This is a genomic window from Microbulbifer aggregans, assembly GCF_020524005.1.
GTDB lineage: Bacteria > Pseudomonadota > Gammaproteobacteria > Pseudomonadales > Cellvibrionaceae > Microbulbifer > Microbulbifer aggregans_A.
In genome coordinates this window covers 477,091-496,241 of the sequence record NZ_JAIVKK010000003.1, presented here as the reverse complement: position 1 = coordinate 496,241, position 19,151 = coordinate 477,091, and the positions used below count along the sequence as shown (strand labels likewise).

Genomic DNA, 19,151 nt, shown 5'->3' with positions numbered 1-19,151 from the left:
TCGAAAAAATCGCACAGGAGCAAATAGCGTGGGCCTATAGCCGTTCACAAAGTGGACTATTACCGGCCAGAAAAGTTCGCGCAACCAGCTCGAGAAAGGGGGCGTGACTAATTGGGAAGGGATTAGTGATGGGAGTCGTGCTGGCGCTCAGCGGCGTGGAACACGCGGCCCAGCAGAGTCGGGTCCAGGTGGGTGCGATTGCTCACCTGTCGGGTGAGCCAGTCCATATCGTGTTTCGGTTCGCCCGCCATATGGCCGTTTTCCATTGCCAGTTGCTCCAGCTCCCAGATTACATCCAGTAGCAGGTGTGGTTCCAGCGCACTGGCTTCATCGGAGAGGAACAACCGGTTTTCCAGCAGTTCCAGATCCCCGCGCTTGACCACCAGCTCGGCGATATTGGGGTACCAGCGGCCGCTGAAGGGCTCCGGGCGGCGGTTGAGGTCGAAGGTGATTTTCAGCAGGTTGCCCTCGGCGTCCTGCAGCACCGGAGTATCGTTTTCTTCGGCGGGCAGGGCGGGGCGCTGGCGCAAGATACCGGTAATTGCGCGCCAGTCGTTGCTGTGATCCGGGCACAGGCGCAGGGGCTGCTTGAGTTCAGTCACAGGCCACTGGGGCCTGTCGAGATAGCGCAGTTTCTGCCCGGGCCGGTACCAGTAGAGGTCGATCTTGCGCTCTTCGGCGAGTTGGGCGAGATCATCGCTGGTAAGCGGCTCTTCAGACAGTGCACTGAGATGGTTGAGCGCCTGCTGGACACTCAGCCAGCGCCGCATGTGGAAGGCTTTGTCGCCTCCATTGCCCCCATTTTGACCACCCGCCGTTGCCATCTTCTGCCTGCTTCCTTGTAGTACTTTTCACCCCTAAAAGGGTAGCAGTTGGCGGTGAATTCGGTGGTGGGAAAGGATGAATTGGGGGGCGTTACAGCCACCCCTTTTTCTTGAAGTAGAGGTAGGGCGCCATGCCCGCCATCAACATCAGCCCGAGTGCCCAGGGGTAGCCCAGCAGCCACTGCAGCTCCGGCATATGCTCGAAGTTCATGCCGTAGATACTCGCGACCATGGTGGGTGGCAGGAACACCACCGCGGCGATGGAGAAGATCTTGATGATCTGGTTCTGTTCGATATTGATGAAGCCCTGGGTGGAGTCCATCAGGAAGTTGATCTTCTCGAACAGGAAGGTGGTATGGGACATCAGGGTGTCAATGTCGCGCAGTATGCCCCAGCAGCTTTCACGCAGCTCCGGGTCATCCTTCAGGTGGCGCTGGAGAAAGGCGATGGAGCGCTGGGTATCCATCAGGCACAGGCGGATTTTACCGTTGCTGTCTTCCAGTTTGGCCAGGTGATCAATGGCTTCTTCCAGCTCGGCGTCTTCGTCTTCCAGTACCAGATGGCTGACCTCACCGAGTTTCAGGTAGTTGTCTTCCAGCGCGTCGGCGAGGTTTTCCACCTTCTGCTCAAACAGCAGGATCAGCAGTTCCTGGGCACTGTGGGCTTCCACCTGGCCGCGGCGGGCACGCATGCGCAGAAGGCGGAAATCTGCCAGCTCGGAGTCCCGCACGGTGATCAGGCGCTGGGGCTGCAGGATGAATGCCGCCGTGGCGGTATTGTGACGCCCTTCGCTCTGGGTGAGGTAGAGGGAGTGCACGTGGATGCCGGCGGTGTCGATAAAGTACCGTGCGGAGGATTCGATCTCTTCCACGTCTTCGGATTCTGGCAGCTCGGTGCGCAGCAGCTGCTCCAGTAGATCGCGCTCGTCTTCTTCCGGCTCCTGCAGGTCGATCCAGGCCGCCTCGGACAGCTGCTTGTTTTCGTATTGACCGTCGGAATTGGATTCTCGGATTTTGCCGCGCTGGATTTCAAACAGTCTCAGCATTGCCGCTTCCCTGATAGTGATTTTGCTGCGGGCATGTTCGCAATCTGACCGTAACAAATCAATCGCCGCCAGCACCTGTCCGGGTGCTGGCGGCGAGAATCTCAGAATTGGCGGGTGCTACAGCCAGGTGGGCAGCTGGGCACGTATCTCGTCAGTATCGCACTCGGCGACGTTTTTACGGGACTCGCCCGCGATGGTGGCGAGGGTTGGTGGCGTCATGGACATACGCAATGAGCCGGCCATGGATGGCTCGGCAACAATATAAAGCTTGTCGAAACGCCCCTGCTGCCGGCCTTTCTCCAGGGCGTGGGCGATGTCGCGGGCGAATTTTTGAGCGCCCTGCTTGCGCAGGTCCGTGGGCGAGCTCATCGCATGGCGGCCCAGTCCGAGGCTGTCGAATGCCCGTCCCGGTGCGTCACTGAGCAGCTCCTGGCCTTTCATGCGTCCCTCCGGATACACCATCGCTTCTATTTCCCTCAGTGCACCTGCCCGATTTTCCGCTTCGAACAGGCGGGCGTGAGTATGGTTGGCTACCAGAACCCAGGCTTTTGCCATGACCGTTCACCTCTCGTTTTTCTTTCATTCTTCAAACCAGTTATAGGGCGCTGCGAAAGGAGTTCGTAGCCATTCCTGTCGCTACCTGCCTCACTATACTGGCAGGTAGATCAACGAGGCTCAGGCTTGAGATGGGAGGTGTGAGATGAAGGTTGAACAAGCCATGCACCGGGGTGTGACCTGGTGTTCCCCGGATACGCCCCTGTGGAAGGTTGCGCAGTTGCTACGCGATCACGATGTGGGCGCTATCCCCGTGGGCGAAGATGACCGGCTGATCGGAATGGTCACAGACCGCGATATCGTCTGTCGCGGGCTGGCCGAGGGCATCGACATCCGGGAAATGACCGCCGAGGACGTGATGACCAGCGGTATCGAATACTGCTATGCCGATGAGCATATAGAAGAGGCGATTGCACACCTGGAAGAGATGAAGATTCGCCGAATGCCGGTGATCGATGGGGCCAAGCGCATGGTGGGGATGTTGAGCATGGGGGATATTGCCCATGCGGTAAACGACAGTACCTGTCACGAGTATGCGGCGGCGGTTTCCGCGCACCACTGATAAGGCGGCACGGATAAACACCAGCGGGTGGCGCCGAGCACCACCCGCGGTTCACGCTACCCGGTAAGTGCGGGGGGGGCGAACGGGGGCAGGTGAAGGCATTCTGTAATCAGATTGCCACAAAATCTACATAAGCTGCGGCTTCTTATCGTTCAGGTTGCCAGCACTTTGATGTCGATACCGATTGTCCTGTCCCGACGTGTTTACTGCGTAATAGTAAGCCTGCTGCTCGCCGGTGCGCTGGGGGTGAGCTTGTGGATAACCCGGCAACAGGTCAGCCCGCCCACCCTGAGCGACTACCACACCTACCAGTGCAACGCTGCCGCTGCGAGCCGCGATGACAATGATCCCCGCTCCACATTCAGGATTCTCACGGTTACCTCGATGTATGCACGCGAAGTTGCCGACTACCTGTGTGCCTCCCCTGTGGTGGCCAAATACTATGCAGGCATAGAGATTTCCTGGAAGCCGCGCCGCTACCTTACTGCTGAGCAGTTGCTGAACGAAGAGTACGATCTGATCTGGAGCCGCGCGCACAATATGCGCGGCCTGGTTCCTGAATTTTCCAACTACTACGACACGCTACTGCGTATCGGGCACTACCAGGTTTACTGGTTCAGCCGCGAACAAAAACCGGAAATTACCGCGCCATATCTCAAAGGACGCCGGCTCGGTCTGCTGAACGACCGCCTCAGCCACACCCACTATCTGTTGCCGTTGGAATCGCTGAAGCAGGCGGGCGTTGCGATCGATCAACAGGAGCTTGTCTATTTCGACGATGCATTAAGCCTGGTTACTGCTTTTCGCGACGGGAGTATTGACCTGATCAGTGGTGGCCTCTGGTTGGAACAGGATCTGGACATCCCCCTGCAACGCACCCTGATTTCCGATAGCGCTGTGGCGGCGGGTCTGTTCGTGCGCAGACAGCGCGCGGCCGCTGTTGACTGCGAAATCATTGCCGCGTTCCAGCAGGTCCGCGCGTTTTTCGGTGATGGCAGTGAAATGGAAGTAGAGGGCCACGATTGTGCGGCGATTTGACTGGTTGAACCCGCGCGCAAGCCTGTTACTGGGAGCCTGGCTTTCCCTGAGCATTATTTTTACGGGTGCAGGATATTGGTGGGCTCACTCCACAGCCGCAGACAGTCTCGCGACGACACTGGAAAAACAATTACCGGAACAACTGGATCAGGCCCTGAGCTATGGCTTCCGGGAAGTTGAGCTGATCGATCGGGTTACGGAAAAGATCAATCGCGATCTCGCAGCACTGAGCGGCGAGAGTTTACTGCCGGTGGTGTACCAGTGTCGGGCTACGGTCGCGCGCTTGATGAGTGACAACCCCCACACTCAGGTCGATGCAACGGATACGGGCTTCGGGGCCGCAGAATTTTCTGTGGACTGGCGAATAGGCACGCGGGAGCAGCACAGTGAATTTACGCTCGATTGCAATACCCGGTGGGCATATCTCCTGACCTCGCAACTGTCATTGGCATTGCTGGCAACGGTGTTATTGGGATTGCTGCCACTGCCGCTCTCCAGCGCATGCCGAAAAGAAGTGCATCAGTTGCGGGACGCCGGTATGAGCAACGCTGAAACGATACAGGTTGCACAGCGGCTGAGTGAACTCAGTCCCGGGATACGCACCCTGTTTGAACGGTTGCGGCCGGACTTTATTGGGGAATTGCAGACACTGCTTGACTGGTTGCAGCAACCGGGATTGGCTGCACTTACTTCCGATCAGCTTGCCTGGCTGGAAAAAGCTTATGCTCACAGCGGAGGCGATCTCACTGTCGCCGCGGATGTGGCCAGTTCGCAGCCGCAGCTGGAATTTTTTATTGCCGACGGGCGCCTGCGGGTTCACGGGCTGGATATAGCGCTGCCCAAGACCCCGTTCTTCTATTATCTCTGGTACGCCCGTTTGCGCCACGAGGGCGAAGGTTGGGTGTTAAATCCTGCAGTGAACAGACCGGATCGCGAAGGTGGTGAAGATCTGGTTGCCTTGATGGAGGTCGGCAATGGCCATGCCAAGGCGATTAACGACCTGCGTGAAAATGGCCTGCGGGCGAAGACCCTGGACCAGAATCGCAACAAAATAAAAGACGAGCTTATCGCAACCCTCGGAGACTCCCTCGCGGGTCCCTATCTGTTTGACGTCGAACGTGATCCCAAAAGTGGCCGCAACCGCTACCGCCTTGTTCTGGATAGAGTGGCAATTCGTATTCACTGAGTTTGATGTGTTCGCCGGGATGGACTTTCCCGGTTTATCTAAATTGCTGATTTATAAGATTTTTATCATTTAGAGATATCTTTTTAAGCCCCGCCAATATCCATTTAACTTTTTTGTCATACCCGCTGCCGATGATGCGCTGGCAGCGGGAGGAAAGGCTCCCGCCCAGCGACACCCAGTCGCACTTCTGACTGACAGACAAATTCAAAAGTGGCCGTGAAACAGGCCGCGGCTCCAGAAAAAACGGGGCCACCATTTTGGGAGCGAGCACATGAACACCTTTTCACGCAGTAAATTGTCACTGCTGATTTCCCTCGCCGCAGCGGGCACCGCACACGGCGCCATGGCGCAAGAGGCTGTAGACGCCAGCAAGATTGATACGGCTCAGGTAGAAGAAGTCGTAGTAATGGCACAGCCGATCCGCGACAGCCAGAAAGCCGCGATCGACGCCAAGCGCGATGCGGACAACACTGTGGATGTTATCTCCGCAGATACCATCGGCCGTTTCCCGGACCAGAACCTGGCGGATTCCCTCGGCCGCGTGCCGGGCCTTGCGATTGAGCGCGACCAGGGCCAGGCGCGTTACATCAACTTCCGCGGCGCGCCTTTCCGCTATACCTCACTCGCCATCGATGGCCTGAGCATCCCGGGTGCCGAGAATGGCCGCGTACCGCGTTTCGACAGCTTCCCATCCGTCATCACCAGCCGCATCGATGCCAACAAGGCCGTCATGCCGGATATGCCCGGTGAGGCGGTTTCCGGTTACATCAATATTTCTACCTTTGACCCGTTTGCTCAAGACGGCTCGGCGACCTCCCTGGACATAGGCGTTGGTACCCAGGAATTGGGCGACGGTGACATTGAGAAATTTTCATTCCGTACTTCCTGGTCCAATGAAAATTACGGTTTCTCGCTGTTTGCCTCTGAGAACAGCCGTGAGCAGACCACCGACAATCGTGAATACGATCTCGACTTGGTCGATGGCGAAGTACAAGTCAATGAGCTCGACTTCCGCAGCTATAAAGTTACTCGTGAAGACCGCGCCTACGGTGGCCGCTTTGAGTACCGCGGCGACGGTGCACTGGAGCGAGTATTTGTCAGCACCCTGTACAATGAATTCCAGGATTTCGAAGAGCGAAACCAGTACATTCTGGATTTCTCTGGCAGTGCCCAGCCAGGGGCGCAGGGCGCAGCGGATGTGGTACAAGCCAACCGTATGCTTGAAGATGGCCTGTACGAAAATTCCACCTTCTCCAATACCTTGGGTGCAGATTTCAATTTTGGTGAGTGGTTCATCGAAGCACGCCTGAACCGGACCGAGACAGAGAACAGTATCTTCCTGCCAATTGCCATGAGCCGAGCGGGCATGGTGTCCGCGAGCTACGACGTGAGCGATTTGGAAGATCCGATGGTTGAAGTCACCCAAATTGGTACCAGTGACGCCGCAGATCTGAGTCAGCTCGACTATTACATGGATCTGGCTTACGTAGTGTCCTCAGAGCTGGCTATTGATGCCACCAAGTTAAAGCTGGATGCCGAGCGGAATCTTGTCTTCTTTGGTCAGGATGCCGTGCTGAAAACAGGTTTAGAGCTGGATAACCGCGATGCGGACGGATTTGGAATGGCTGCCGGTTATGGGGCCTTCCCAAGCAGTGTCGATATCAACAGCTTTGCAACCGACAAAGCCTGGGACACAGATTTTACCAATGTGATCGGCGGTACCTACTACAACAACAAGGGCCTGCGCGATGCCTGGGAGCAAGCCGTTGGCGGGTTAAGTGTAGAGCCAACGCCGGACCAGCTGATCAGCCTGGAAGAGCAGGTTTTGGCAGGTTACGTGATGGTAACCACTCAGTTTGACTGGGGTAACCTGGTGCTGGGTTCCCGCGTGGAGAACACGGATTACAGCAGCGCAGGCGAGTATGGCTACTATGAAGATTCCTTCACCAACGTATTGCCAAGCGCGCACCTGAATGTCGACCTCGCAGAAGATGTGAAACTGCGTATGTCTGTCTCCACCGGTGTAAGCCGCCCGACCTACACTGAGTGGCGCGCTGCCGCGGCAGTTAATGTCACTGACAAAATTGTTATGGGCGGCAATCCTTCACTGGAAGCTGAAGAAGCCTGGGGTGGTGATATCGCTCTTGAGTGGTATCTGGGAGATGCCAGCCTCGTGTCAGCGGGCGCCTTTACACGCAGTATCGACAACGTGATTTACGCGGCCAGCTCTAAAATTGATGGCGGTGTTTACCTGTCGGCAGCGGCCGGCGAAGAGTGGGACTACACCGGCTACGTAAACGGTGACAACGGCAAACTCAGCGGTGTGGAGCTGAACTTCATTGCTCAGGCGGATGACCTGTTCCCTGCGCTGTCCGGATTTGGTGTGAACGCCAACGTTACCGCTCTCGACAGTGAATTCGAGACGCTCAGCGGAGAAAAATTCAGTCTGCCGGGTACTTCCGACCTGATTATCAATACCTCTGTGTTCTACGAGATGGAAAGCTTCTCTATCCGCCTCAACCGCCAATATCGCGACGATTGGCTGTCTACCACAGAGAACGACAGCATGGGTGAGTATTGGGCGGGACAGAAGCGTGTGGATCTGTCCGTGAGCTACGACCTGCCGATGTCTGTATTCGGTGCGGATGTTTCCATCTACGCCAACGCGAACAACCTGACCGATGAACGCGATGTGCGTTACGTAGGTGACGAGCGCACCCCGAACCAGGTAGAAGGTTACGGTCGCCGCTACCTCGCCGGCTTCCGCGTGAACTTCTGATTAGCAACTTCTATTCAACAAACTGTGGCCAGTAAATCACTGGCCCCAGGCTATAAAAATTGACAGGTGATTTATGCAAAACAAATTCATGAATAGCATTCTCGCGGCAGCGGTAGCTGTCGCCCTGGGCGCGTGCAGTGTAACTGCACCGGTAGCAGACAAGGCTCAGAGCGCAGCGGTACAAACCGAAGTTGAACAGCTGCGTGTTCTGCCGTTGGAAGGTGGACGTAACTTCCGCGATCTTGGCGGCTACCAAACCGCCGACGGTAAAACCGTAAAGTGGGGCAAGATCTACCGCTCCGGCATCCTGACTAACCTGACCGCGAATGATTACGACTACCTGAAAGATCGCGAAATCGCCACCATTGTTGATTTCCGTTCCACCCAAGAGCGTACCCAGGAGCCGGACAACTGGCGCGGCGGCAATGCGATCACGCTCGAGTGGGACTATGAAATGAACTGGGAAAAGGATTTTGCCCGGTTATTCACCAAGCCTGACTTTGCCAAGCAGGATCTGGTTGAACTGATGGACAAAGGCTATACGGACCTGGTCAAGCAGCAGACTCCGGCCTACCGCGCCATGTTCCAGAAACTGATCGAGAGCGACGATGCCCTGCTGTTCCACTGCACCGCGGGCAAGGACCGTACCGGTATTGGCGCTGCGCTGATACTGACGGCGCTGGGTGTTGACCGCGAAACCGTAAAACAGGATTACATGCTGTCCAACAAGACCCTGGCCGGTGTCAAAATGATGGAACTGCCGGAAGATGCCAGTGAAAAAGAGAAGCGTATGTTCGCGTTTTTCGCACAGCTACCGGAAGATGTTCGCGGAGCTATGTCCGGTGTAGAGCTTTCCTGGCTGGAAAGCGCATTCGCAGAAATGGAGCGCCAGCACGGCTCTGTTGAAGGTTACATTGAGCATGCGCTGGATGTGGATGCTCAGGAGCTGGCACATCTGCGCGCGCAGCTGCTTGAGTAAGTTTTTTCTGAAGAAAGAAGTCTACTCCTGAAGTAGACATTCCTGAATGAATATACCTCAATGAGGAATCATTGAGGTATACATCGTATGGGACTGATCAGTCTGGGAAATTTTTTGAAATAGTTCAGGGGGTTGACCTATTTGAATCTGCTGTAACTCAAGCGCGTAAAATTTTATTCTGTAAGTGGCCCGTTGGTTGCAGGGAAAAATCTGATTTTTCTTGAACGCACATGGATCCACAAACCTCGGACGCTTCGGAGTTATAGCGCATGCCCCCTTATAGATCACTTTTATTGCATTTCCCTCGCCTTTTTCCCGCATGGGCCGTCTTCGTTCCTGTACTTTTGGTTGCATTTGGCGCCAAGGCGGGAAGTCTGGATGGTTGGCCCCAACTGGCTACCAACGAGCCCTCGATTCGTCTTCAAGTTGCGCCTGTTGAAGTCTCAATAGAAGCGCCGACACCTCTAACAGGAAACAACTTACAATTGCTGTTGGCACTATCCGGCACAGAAGGCGGGCTGGGGGATATGAAGAAAAAAGCCATGCAGGAGTTTTCAGACTACCTGGTGCAACAGGTGCAGGTAAGATTTGGTGAGTTTTTTGTCGATGAGAATGTACAGCTCGTGTCCGGAGGCGCACCAGTAATTCTGCATACCAACTTCGATATTCTTATTCGACAGAAAATGGTCGATATTTTTAGCAACAGAGATGTTGACGTCGAGAAAGGCGTAATGAATGCCTATGGGAGCTTCCGCTACCGGCTGGAAAGTATTTCCGGTTCCCGTAAAGGCGATCTTCGCGAGGGAAGAGTCAATATTGCCGATCTGGAATTGCAGAAAAAGTATCAGACGCGTGCGCCCAAAGATGGCGGTGTCGTAGAGGATTCTACCCGTGAGGCGACCGAGCAGCTTTTAATGGATATTGCAGAGGAAGTACTCGATGAAATCGAAGATGATCTGGAGGCTTCCTCTCTGTTGAAGCTGGCGGGCAGATAAGCAGATAATTAATTCCAGGCGCAGTAGGGGCGCGGGGCAATTGTTAGCGCAGTATCGGTTGCCCCCGATATATTTTTTGCGCTGGTGTATATGCCGCGCGGCCATCGTGCTGCGCCAGTTCTTCACCGTAAATCATTTCATAAATATCTTTTGTTACTTCTTCCTGGAGAATTTTTTGACCACGGTAAAGTCTTTCCGGTGGCTCTTTTCCAGTCAGGAAGGGGCTGCCGCGGAGAATTTCAAGTTCGTCAATCAGCTTCAGGCTATCTTTGTCTTTGGTTTGGTGTTTGAGTCTTGCCAGTTGAACTTCGAAATCGAAGTCGGAGAAACGGAGGCTAAGACCGAATTCCGCCTGGATGCGCTTTCGGAGTTTACGCAGTGCATTGAGAGCCTGAGAATTCATTAGCCATTGGTGGTCATTCATCGTCTTCTCCCCGTTCATTGTCTGTGTATAGGCCTGCCGGTATAGCTCTACCGGGTGCCCCAATTAATGCTTCAGCAATTTGCAGGCCAATTAACACGCGCCTTGTTTCGTGCTGTTAAGGCGTAGTGGGCTACTGACTCGTGCACCGACAGCGTGCAAAAAAACGTCAGTTCGCCCTTTGTGCTGGCGCGCTTGTCAGGATCCAGGCCGTCAATGGTCTGGTGATCTGTTAAGCTGTCAGCCAAACCGGGCAATCACCGGGAAATGCCAATAGAGGAAATTTCATGTCTGCTGAGACCATCAAGTGCAAGGCCGCTGTGGCCTGGAAAGCGGGCGAGCCGCTGTCGATTGAGGAAGTGGAAGTCGCGCCACCCAAGGCGGGCGAAGTACGTATTAAACTGATTGCAACCGGCGTATGCCACACAGACGCGTTTACCCTGTCTGGCGACGATCCCGAGGGCGTATTCCCGGCGATTCTCGGCCATGAAGGTGGCGGCATCGTGGAATCCGTGGGCGAGGGCGTAACCAGCGTGGCGGTGGGCGATCACGTGATTCCGCTGTACACCCCCGAATGTGGTGAGTGTAAATTCTGCAAATCCGGCAAAACCAACCTGTGCCAGAAAATCCGCTCCACCCAGGGGCAGGGCCTGATGCCCGATGGCACCACCCGCTTCTCCATTAATGGCGAGCCGATTTACCACTACATGGGTACCTCGACCTTCTCTGAATACACCGTGTTGCCTGAGATTTCTGTCGCCAAGGTGAACAAGGACGCGCCGCTGGAAGAGATCTGCCTGTTGGGCTGCGGTGTCACCACCGGCATGGGTGCCGTCGCCAATACCGCCAAGGTGGAAGAGGGCGCAACCGTGGCTGTATTCGGCCTGGGTGGCATCGGTCTCGCCACGATCATCGGTGCCCGCCTGGCCAAGGCCTCGCGCATCATCGCGGTCGATATCAACCCGAGCAAGTTCGAACTGGCCAAGAAACTGGGTGCGACCGATTGCATTAATCCGAAGGATTACGAAAAGCCCATTCAGGAAGTAATTGTCGAGCTGACCGATGGCGGTGTGGACTATTCGTTTGAATGTATCGGCAACGTCAACGTCATGCGCTCTGCACTGGAGTGCTGTCACAAGGGCTGGGGTGAGTCTGTCATCATTGGCGTGGCCGGTGCCGGTCAGGAAATTTCCACCCGCCCGTTCCAGCTGGTAACCGGTCGTGTGTGGCGTGGTACCGCGTTCGGGGGCGTCAAGGGCCGCTCTCAACTGCCGGATTATGTGGAGCGCTATCTGGCCGGTGAATTCAAGCTGGATGATTTCATTACCCACACCATGCCGCTGGAAAAAATCAACGAAGCTTTTGACCTGATGCACGAAGGCAAAAGTATTCGCAGCGTTATTCACTACCAATAAGACGGAGACTGCATGTCGATCGAACTAGTCAGCGAAACCCGCTGTTTTGACGGCGCGCAGCGGCAGTACGAGCACCAGTCACAGGTGCTCGACTGCAAAATGCGCTTTGCCATTTATCTGCCACCGGTGGCTGCAGATAGCAAGAATACGGAACAGAAATTCCCGGTGCTGTACTGGCTCTCGGGGCTTACCTGTACCGATGAAAATTTTTCCCAGAAAGCCGGCGCTCAGCGAATGGCGGCGGAATTGGGTATTGTGCTGGTGATCCCGGATACCAGCCCGCGCGGTGACGATGTTGCGGATGATGAGGGTTACGACCTGGGCAAGGGCGCAGGCTTTTACCTGAATGCCACCCAGCAGCCGTGGAAGCAACACTACCGCATGTACGATTACATTGTGGAAGAGCTGCCGCAGCTGGTTGAAGCGCATTTCCCGGTGAGCGAACGCCGCGCAATTTCCGGCCACTCGATGGGGGGGCACGGGGCCTTGACGATCGCGTTGAAAAACCCGGGCCGTTACACTTCGGTATCGGCGTTCAGCCCGATCTGTAACCCCATGGCCTGCCCGTGGGGCGAGAAAGCCTTCTCGGCTTATTTGGGTTCCGATAAAACGTCGTGGGAAGAGTACGATGCGACGGTGCTGCTGAGTCGTGCTACCGAGCGTTTACCGATGCTGATTTCGCAGGGGGAAGACGATCAGTTCCTCGAACAACAGCTGAAGCCGAATGCGTTGGAAGCTGCGGCGGAAGCCGCGGGCTATCCGGTCAAGGTCGAACACCATACCGGCTACGATCATAGCTACTACTTTATCGCCTCGTTTATTGAGCAGCATCTGCGCTTCCACGCGGATTATTTGCTCGCGCATTAAATTGACCTTGTTGCCACGGCTTTCCTGGTTTTTCGGAAAGAGCTGTGGCGGCACCGCCAGCGGGTATGGTCTTGCGTGACACGCCGTAAACCCATCCCTGGGGGCTCGGATGCGGCCATCCAGGCCGCATACGGTCACGCAAGACCACACCCGCTATCGGCACCTTATCCCAACGATCTGCAGATTCTACAGGCCTTCGAGAACTTCCAATTGTTGGAAATGCCTCAGACGGCGATACCTACCTGCAACGTGGCCACATAACCGTTTTCCACATCTCCGGTTACTTCTGCCAACTGAAAACTCACCCCATCACTAAACACATTGTCCGCGGAAAAACTGCTCACCGAGCTGTTCTGCCCGTGGTCTGCGTAGAGTGTGGAATCGTACACGGCGCGGGTAATTTCTTCCGGGAAGGCAATCTGTGAAGTGGCGGTTGCGGTGCCGCTGCTGAACAGGAATACCTGGAAGTGGATATGGGTAATACGACCGGTGTACCAGCCCGGATAGATGGTTTCAAACAGCACCATGCCATCACTGTCCACATCCTGGATACCGCGACAGAAGGTTTCACCGCGTGCATCTGCGCCCGGTTGTGAATAACCGGAATACACACCGTCTTTGTCGCAGTGCCAGATGTATACCGTTGCATTGGTAATTGGAGCGCAGTCACTGTTTACGTCCACCAGGTTGAGTACCAGCGTCAGTGGCACACCGGTTTTGCCCTCGGTGATATCGGAGCGCACCATCGCGGAATTACTCAGCACGGCGGTGAGCGGGTAAGGCCCCTCAGTTTCTTCCGGAATCAGCGTGCAGGTACCCGGTGTGGTACCACCGGAACTGCTGCCGGAACTACTTGAAGAGCCGCTGGACGACGAACTGCCGGATGAAGAGCTGCTGCTGGATGAGCCGCCCGAAGACGAGCTACTGGATGAACTGCCACCACCGTCAGAGGAACCGCCGTTTTTACAGCCCGCCAGTAATGCGGCGCCGGTCAGGCCCAGTGTAGAAAGTACCTGCCTGCGACTAAAGGGTTTCTCGGCCGCGCTCTCCGCTGCTGGTACGCAGGGGCCTGTAAGTTGTTTCTGTTCGTTGTTATCCATTGTGTTCTCGCCTTGTGAGTTGTTGATTTTTCGTTATTGGTTTGGGTCAGCCCGCGCGGCATTCACCCTTGATTTCAACGGAACTCTGTTGGGTGTTCTTCTCGATCACGAACCAGCCGTGCGGGCAGTACTTGGTGCTGGTGAGTACTTCTTCGAGGCGCTCCTGGGCAGCCTTGTCCGGGTCAATGCGCATCTTGCTGGACATGCCGCCACCGGGGCCGCCACCCACACCACCGCCAGGTCCACCGCCCATGCCGCCACCAGGGCCTCCACCCATACCACCGCCGGGACCTCCGCCCATGCCACCACCTGGGCCGCCCCCCATACCGCCACTGGGGCCACCGCCCCTGCCGCCTCGACCACCAGGGGCTTCACCACCACCTCCGGGGCCGCCGCCGTTAACCGTAGCGGTGTAGGTGAACATGCGGTTGCCCTGCTCGGTGATATTGGTAATCAGGGACTCGGAAAAGACTGGCGGAGCCTTCGGCGTGCTGGAGCACGCAGAGAGGGAGGCTATCGCCGCGATGGCCACAATGGGCGCGATGGTTTTCATGGAATCTGCTCCGTAAATATGAGAGTCCATGTGACCATAAACCAGGCGCTATGTTGGTTCACCAGAAGTTAAGTTGGGTTAACGATTGTTAAGGGCGCTGTTTTTGAGCGCAATTTGGCAGGGAGAAGAGGATTTGTGTGGCACGGCTGGTCGAGAACCCCGCGGCGTTGGCTCGTCCCGCGGGGCTGGCCGTGGAGTCAGAGGTAGGAGCCGGCAGTTGCGATTTGGTCCAGTTGTTGCAGAAACACATCTGTCTCCTGGGCACCGCTGATGGCGTAGTCGTGATTGAACATAAACAGCGGAACACCCTGGATCCCCTGCATTACCAGCTGTTCTTCACGGGCCATAGTCTGGCGTGCCATGGCCGGGTCATCGAGTGCGGCGGCAGCGGCTTCCCGGTCCAGCCCCACAGCTTCCGCGGCATCGAGCAGAACGCTGTCGTGGCTGAGACTCTTGCCCTCGGTAAAGTAGTCGTTGAACAGGCGCAGCTGCAGATCAGTCTGTTTGCCAGTGGGCTCCGCCCAGTGCATCAGAATATGGGCGCGGCGGGTGTTATAGATCCGCATATCATCGCTGAAATTGAACTCAAAACCGAGATCCTGCCCAAGGGCTTTCAGGTGCTGGCGGTTACTCTCGCTCTGCGCGTCGGAAATCCGGTATTTACCGGTGATATGTTCACGCAGGTTTTCACCGGCTTCGACCATGTGCGGGTTCAGCTCGAAAGGGTGCCAGACAATATTGATGTCGAACTGGTGGGGGCTGGCCTGAATGGCCTGTTGCAGGCGCAGATAGCCGATGGCACACCAGGGGCAAACAATATCGGAGACTATGTCGATTCTCAGGTAGGGCCGGCTCATGGTCGCCTCGTCATCTTTTCATCGTTATGACATTACATAATGGCTGGCACTGCGTGGCGTGTAAATGCTCTTGGTTGATCCCTTGGGATGATGATCACAACCCTGGCATCTGAGTGTGCGGCTATGCACATCGATAACGGTTGTTGGTTCCGTCGTGCGGTTTGGTTAACTGAGCCTTCGGAAGCGGTGCCGCCGCGATGCTGCCTATTGAGAAATGATACGCACGTGTCAGAACTGTCGGACACACCAATCCATCCATCGGACACTTTCCAATCTAGCCGGCCTGACCGTGGTGCCGGGTTTTCCGACCGCTGGTCTGTCCAAATTGTGACCGAGTTGACGTAGTTCGCCGGGTATTTCCCCCTGTTCCACCTTATGAGGCCGAGTTCGGAAGTGCCTGTTGGCGGGCTCTACAGCAGAATTCTGCTTATCCGTGAAAATATCTACCAAGAATGTGATTATTTATTGAAAGTTATTTTCCTGGTTGGTATGTTTCTCCTAATGCGCTGGCATCGCCAGTTACTCATCCGCTCACCTTGTACCGCTCGCAGTCGGGTGCCTTCGCCGGGTATTGCCATTTGCGGAGGTCCCGGAGCTTCTTTTTCGCGCGGGGTAGCGAAGAAGGAAAGGGTAAAAGAGGTAGGCGAGCGCGCAGGACTTGAGGAGAGGTAACTAAAGAAAGTGCCGGGACGAAAAGACCTGGGGTAAAGCTTTCTATCCAATAAAAATGAACACCACCGAGGGTTAGCCATGACAAGGAAATTCAATCACAAGCTACTGAGTCTCGCGGTCTGCACCGCCGTGTACGGCGTCCTGCCGGCTCAGGCTGTGGCTCAGGAAGCGGAACCGACAAGCGGCGAGTCGGTTGAAGAAGTTGTTGTGTACGGCGATATCCGCGCAACACTGCAATCCGCACAGGCGATGAAGCGCGACGGCGACACCGTCAAAGACGTCATCACCGCATCGGATATCGGCGCACTGCCGGACAAGTCTGTCACCGAGGCCCTGCAGCGGGTGCCCGGTGTCAGTATCGAGCGTTTTGCCGCTTCTGATGATCCCAACCACTACGCGGATGAAGGCACCGGTGTGCTGGTGCGCGGCCTCGATCGGGTGCGCAGTGAAATCAACGGTCGCGATTCCTTCAGTGCTACCCGCAGCGGTGGCCTCAACTTTGAAGATATCTCTCCGGAGCTGCTGGGTTCGGTGGAAGTGGTGAAAAACCAGACCGCGGATATGATCGCCGGTGGCATTGCCGGTACCGTGAACCTGGTCACCCGCAAGCCCTTCGATTCCAACGAGCAGATGATCGCCGGCACCGTAAAAAGCAACTACGGTGATTTCCGGGAAGAGAGCACGCCCACCATGTCCGGCCTGTACAGCGACGTGTGGGAAACCGATGCCGGTGATTTTGGCTTCCTGGTCTCCGCCTCCCATTCAGAGCTCGCCACCCGGGGTGACGGTATCGGTGTAGCCAACTTCTATTCCCGCGGCGATGCGCATATCCCGGTGTATGCGTGGGGCGCGGTTGCCGGCACTGAGGCGGGCTCACCGTTAGAGGGCCCGGTCGCTTTTGCCGGACAGCCGGAAGACTCTGTCTACTACATGCCGGGTCAGTATTCCCTGCGGAGTGCCGAGAATGATCGCGAGCGCACCGGTTTTGCTTCCTCATTTCAATGGCGAAGCCCGGATGACAGCGTTATCACCACGCTGGAATACCTGAGCTCCGATGCCTCTCTGATGTGGCGTGAAAACGTGATCGGCCCGCAGGGGCAGGGCTTTGACCAGGCGCAGTGGTTTGATTCCACCGTGCTCACCGACGTGCCGGAAGGCATGGAGGCCACCTGGGACGAGAACAACATGTTCACCAGCGGTGTGATTCGTTACGGCGCGAATATGCCGATGCACCTGTCTACCCGCTACAACGAAACGGAGACCTCGGTTGAGGATATTTCCTTCAATGTTGAATGGCAGGCGACCGAGCGACTCAATGTGGGCCTGGATATCCAGCGCGTGGATGCCACCGAGGAGATGATCAACAACGGCATCAACGCGCGCGCCCAGCACACGGTTTCAGATGTGTACCTGGATCTGCGCGGCAGCCGTCCGACCATTGAGTTTCTCAATACGGATCTGTTCGAGCCGAATTACACAGCCAACTGGGATGGCGATCGCCCGGATGTGTTCCTCGCTACCGCGCTGGATACCGCTGTGGATTCCGATGCGAGCATGAACGCGGTGAAGCTGGATCTGGAATACGAGCTGGGGGACGGCTGGGCACGCACCCTGAGTGGTGGCGTGTACAGTTCTGACAAGGACCTCACCGTGCGCGATAGCGAGTATTCCAACTGGGGTACCGTGAATACCCCCTGGAGCACACCGCTGTCCATGAACGGGGATTACAACGCGATTCCCGGCGAGTTCGAGCGCCAGAACTGGGGCGGTTTCTACCAGGGCGGGGTTCTCAATGGCCGTAACGACTTCCTGTTCATTAACATGGCGTCTGCAGAAGACTTTGCCAACTTCATGCGCCGCGCCTGTGAGGAAGGGTTCAACACCTCACCCTATGGTGACACCAATGCGGGCGGTACTTCCCCGGTGGGTCAGAGCAATCCCAATTGCTACCAGGCAATGGAAGATATGGGTGGCCGTGTAGCTCCGGGCAGCCCCTTCGCGCCGCACGACATCACCTCCACCAATGAGAAACGCCAGGAAGCCTATGTGCGTTTCGACTTTGCCGATGACACTCTGGAAATGCCGTACCGAGGTAATTTCGGCCTGCGCTATGTAAGCTACCAGCTGGAATCCACCGGTTATACCGTGCTGCCGCTGGTGAGCGGCGAGGGTTCGGAATTCCTGCCGGAAAATATTCAGGCATTTGCCGATGGTCAGGGTTCGGTGAGTACCGTCGACGGTACAGACTACAGCACCGTGTTGCCAAGCTTGAACCTGGCTGTGAACGTGAAGGACGATGTGATCGTGCGTTTCGGTGCGTCCCAAAGCCTGTACTTCCCGAACCTGCAGGACACCCGCAACTCGGGCATTGTGAGCCTGACCTATGATGTGGCCCGCGAGACGGAAGGTGGGCCGGCCGTAGGGATTGTGCCGGGCAGCCTGCAGATCAACGGTACTTCCCGCAACCCGTTCCTGGAGCCGGAAGAAGCGCTCAACATTGACCTGACTACCGAGTGGTATTTCTCTGATACCGGTATGCTGGCACTGGCGCTGTTCCGCAAGGATATCGACAACCTGTTCCGCGAGCGTCCTTTCCTGATGGATGTGACTAACCCGCGTACCGGTGCGACCGAGTCTGTTTCCTTCAATGGCCCGGCGAACGATGGTTCCGGTTCTATCCAGGGTTTTGAAGTTTCCTACAGCCAGTTCTTTGACAGCCTGCCGGGTGCCTGGAGTGGTCTGGGGGTGCAGCTGAACTATACCTACATCGACCAGAACGATCTGAACGATCCGATGAGTGATGCCCAGCTGGGTTCGGTGCGCTTTGATACCACAGGCAATCCAATCAGCAACGCCCGCAACAGCTTCCGTGCCTTCACGGATCTGCCGCTGCCGGGTTACTCCGATGAGAGTTACAACATTGTGGGTATGTACGAGTACGGCGATGTGTCTGCCCGTCTCGCCTACAACTGGCGCTCCGAATACCTGGTAACCCGCCGTGACTCCAACGAGTTTGCGCCGGTTTATGCCAAGGCTGCGGGCTTCCTGGATGGCTCGGTTTACTACGATGTAACCGATTATATTCAGGTCGGTTTGGAAGCGAGCAATATCCTGAACACGGAAACCCGTACCCAGTTGCAGCTGGATCAGGAGGGTACTCGTACCGACTCCCTGAACTTCATTACTGACCGGCGTTATGCGTTGGGACTGCGTGCGAAGTTCTAAAGTCTGAAGACTGCGCCGATTTATCTTTCAGCTGCATGAATTTAAAATCCCACCCGTCAGAAGCGGGTGGGATTTTTT

Annotated in this window: 16 protein-coding genes; 9 read left to right on the top strand and 7 right to left on the bottom strand. The window is 56.1% G+C overall.

Features of this window, described 5'->3' with window-relative positions:
• Positions 1-122 precede the first annotated feature (122 nt).
• From LC093_RS06990 to LC093_RS06980, 3 genes are all read right to left on the bottom strand, one after another.
• The gene (locus tag LC093_RS06990; protein WP_226663572.1) at positions 123-824 is read right to left on the bottom strand and encodes a hypothetical protein; all 702 of its coding nucleotides are present in this window, start codon (positions 822-824) and stop codon (positions 123-125) included.
• A gap of 91 nt (positions 825-915) precedes the next feature.
• Complete coding sequence (gene corA, locus LC093_RS06985; protein ID WP_226663570.1) at positions 916-1,869, bottom strand: magnesium/cobalt transporter CorA; 954 nt, start codon at positions 1,867-1,869, stop codon at positions 916-918.
• 117 nt (positions 1,870-1,986) lie between these two features.
• A complete protein-coding gene (locus LC093_RS06980) occupies positions 1,987-2,424 on the bottom strand; it encodes a host attachment protein (protein WP_226663569.1) in 438 nt (145 codons plus the stop codon).
• A 145-nt stretch (positions 2,425-2,569) separates the two neighbouring features.
• On the opposite strand from LC093_RS06980, the gene LC093_RS06975 reads away from it, so the two are divergent.
• The 6 genes from LC093_RS06975 (at position 2,570) to LC093_RS06950 (ending at position 9,963) form a co-directional block, all read left to right on the top strand.
• On the top strand, positions 2,570-2,986 hold the full coding sequence (locus LC093_RS06975; RefSeq protein WP_226663566.1) for a CBS domain-containing protein: 417 nt from the start codon (positions 2,570-2,572) through the stop codon (positions 2,984-2,986).
• Between the two features lie 171 nt (positions 2,987-3,157).
• Positions 3,158-4,024 carry a hypothetical protein gene (locus LC093_RS06970; RefSeq protein WP_226663565.1) on the top strand — a complete coding sequence of 289 codons (867 nt, stop codon included), beginning with the start codon at positions 3,158-3,160 and terminating at the stop codon, positions 4,022-4,024.
• A complete protein-coding gene (locus LC093_RS06965) occupies positions 4,011-5,210 on the top strand; it encodes a hypothetical protein (protein ID WP_226663563.1) in 1,200 nt (399 codons plus the stop codon). Before LC093_RS06970 ends, LC093_RS06965 begins: the two co-directional genes overlap by 14 nt.
• A 271-nt stretch (positions 5,211-5,481) precedes the next feature.
• On the top strand, positions 5,482-7,989 hold the full coding sequence (locus LC093_RS06960) for a TonB-dependent receptor (RefSeq protein WP_226663561.1): 2,508 nt from the start codon (positions 5,482-5,484) through the stop codon (positions 7,987-7,989).
• A 73-nt stretch (positions 7,990-8,062) separates the two neighbouring features.
• Positions 8,063-8,968: a tyrosine-protein phosphatase gene (locus LC093_RS06955; protein WP_226663560.1), complete on the top strand. Its 906-nt coding sequence runs from the start codon at positions 8,063-8,065 to the stop codon at positions 8,966-8,968.
• 269 nt (positions 8,969-9,237) lie between these two features.
• Complete coding sequence (locus LC093_RS06950) at positions 9,238-9,963, top strand: hypothetical protein (protein WP_226663557.1); 726 nt, start codon at positions 9,238-9,240, stop codon at positions 9,961-9,963.
• Between the two features lie 43 nt (positions 9,964-10,006).
• On the opposite strand, the gene LC093_RS06945 is transcribed toward LC093_RS06950, so the two are convergent.
• A complete protein-coding gene (locus LC093_RS06945; RefSeq protein ID WP_226663555.1) occupies positions 10,007-10,387 on the bottom strand; it encodes a hypothetical protein in 381 nt (126 codons plus the stop codon).
• A gap of 284 nt (positions 10,388-10,671) precedes the next feature.
• Here LC093_RS06945 and LC093_RS06940 point away from each other — a divergent pair, with 284 nt between their 5' ends.
• Positions 10,672-11,799, top strand: a complete 1,128-nt coding sequence (locus LC093_RS06940; RefSeq protein WP_226663553.1) for an S-(hydroxymethyl)glutathione dehydrogenase/class III alcohol dehydrogenase — start codon at positions 10,672-10,674, stop codon at positions 11,797-11,799.
• 12 nt (positions 11,800-11,811) lie between these two features.
• A complete protein-coding gene (fghA, locus tag LC093_RS06935) occupies positions 11,812-12,666 on the top strand; it encodes an S-formylglutathione hydrolase (RefSeq protein ID WP_264192918.1) in 855 nt (284 codons plus the stop codon).
• 224 nt (positions 12,667-12,890) lie between these two features.
• Here the strand turns inward: fghA and LC093_RS06930 are convergent, their stop codons facing one another.
• The 3 genes from LC093_RS06930 to LC093_RS06920 all read right to left on the bottom strand — a co-directional run bounded on the left by LC093_RS06930 (position 12,891) and on the right by LC093_RS06920 (position 15,176).
• Complete coding sequence (locus LC093_RS06930) at positions 12,891-13,766, bottom strand: intradiol ring-cleavage dioxygenase (RefSeq protein ID WP_226663551.1); 876 nt, start codon at positions 13,764-13,766, stop codon at positions 12,891-12,893.
• 46 nt (positions 13,767-13,812) lie between these two features.
• Positions 13,813-14,319, bottom strand: a complete 507-nt coding sequence (locus LC093_RS06925; protein WP_226663550.1) for a hypothetical protein — start codon at positions 14,317-14,319, stop codon at positions 13,813-13,815.
• 197 nt (positions 14,320-14,516) lie between these two features.
• The gene (locus LC093_RS06920) at positions 14,517-15,176 is read right to left on the bottom strand and encodes a DsbA family oxidoreductase (RefSeq protein WP_226663549.1); all 660 of its coding nucleotides are present in this window, start codon (positions 15,174-15,176) and stop codon (positions 14,517-14,519) included.
• 750 nt (positions 15,177-15,926) lie between these two features.
• On the opposite strand from LC093_RS06920, the gene LC093_RS06915 reads away from it, so the two are divergent.
• On the top strand, positions 15,927-19,073 hold the full coding sequence (locus LC093_RS06915; RefSeq protein WP_226663548.1) for a TonB-dependent receptor: 3,147 nt from the start codon (positions 15,927-15,929) through the stop codon (positions 19,071-19,073).
• Positions 19,074-19,151: the final 78 nt, after the last annotated feature.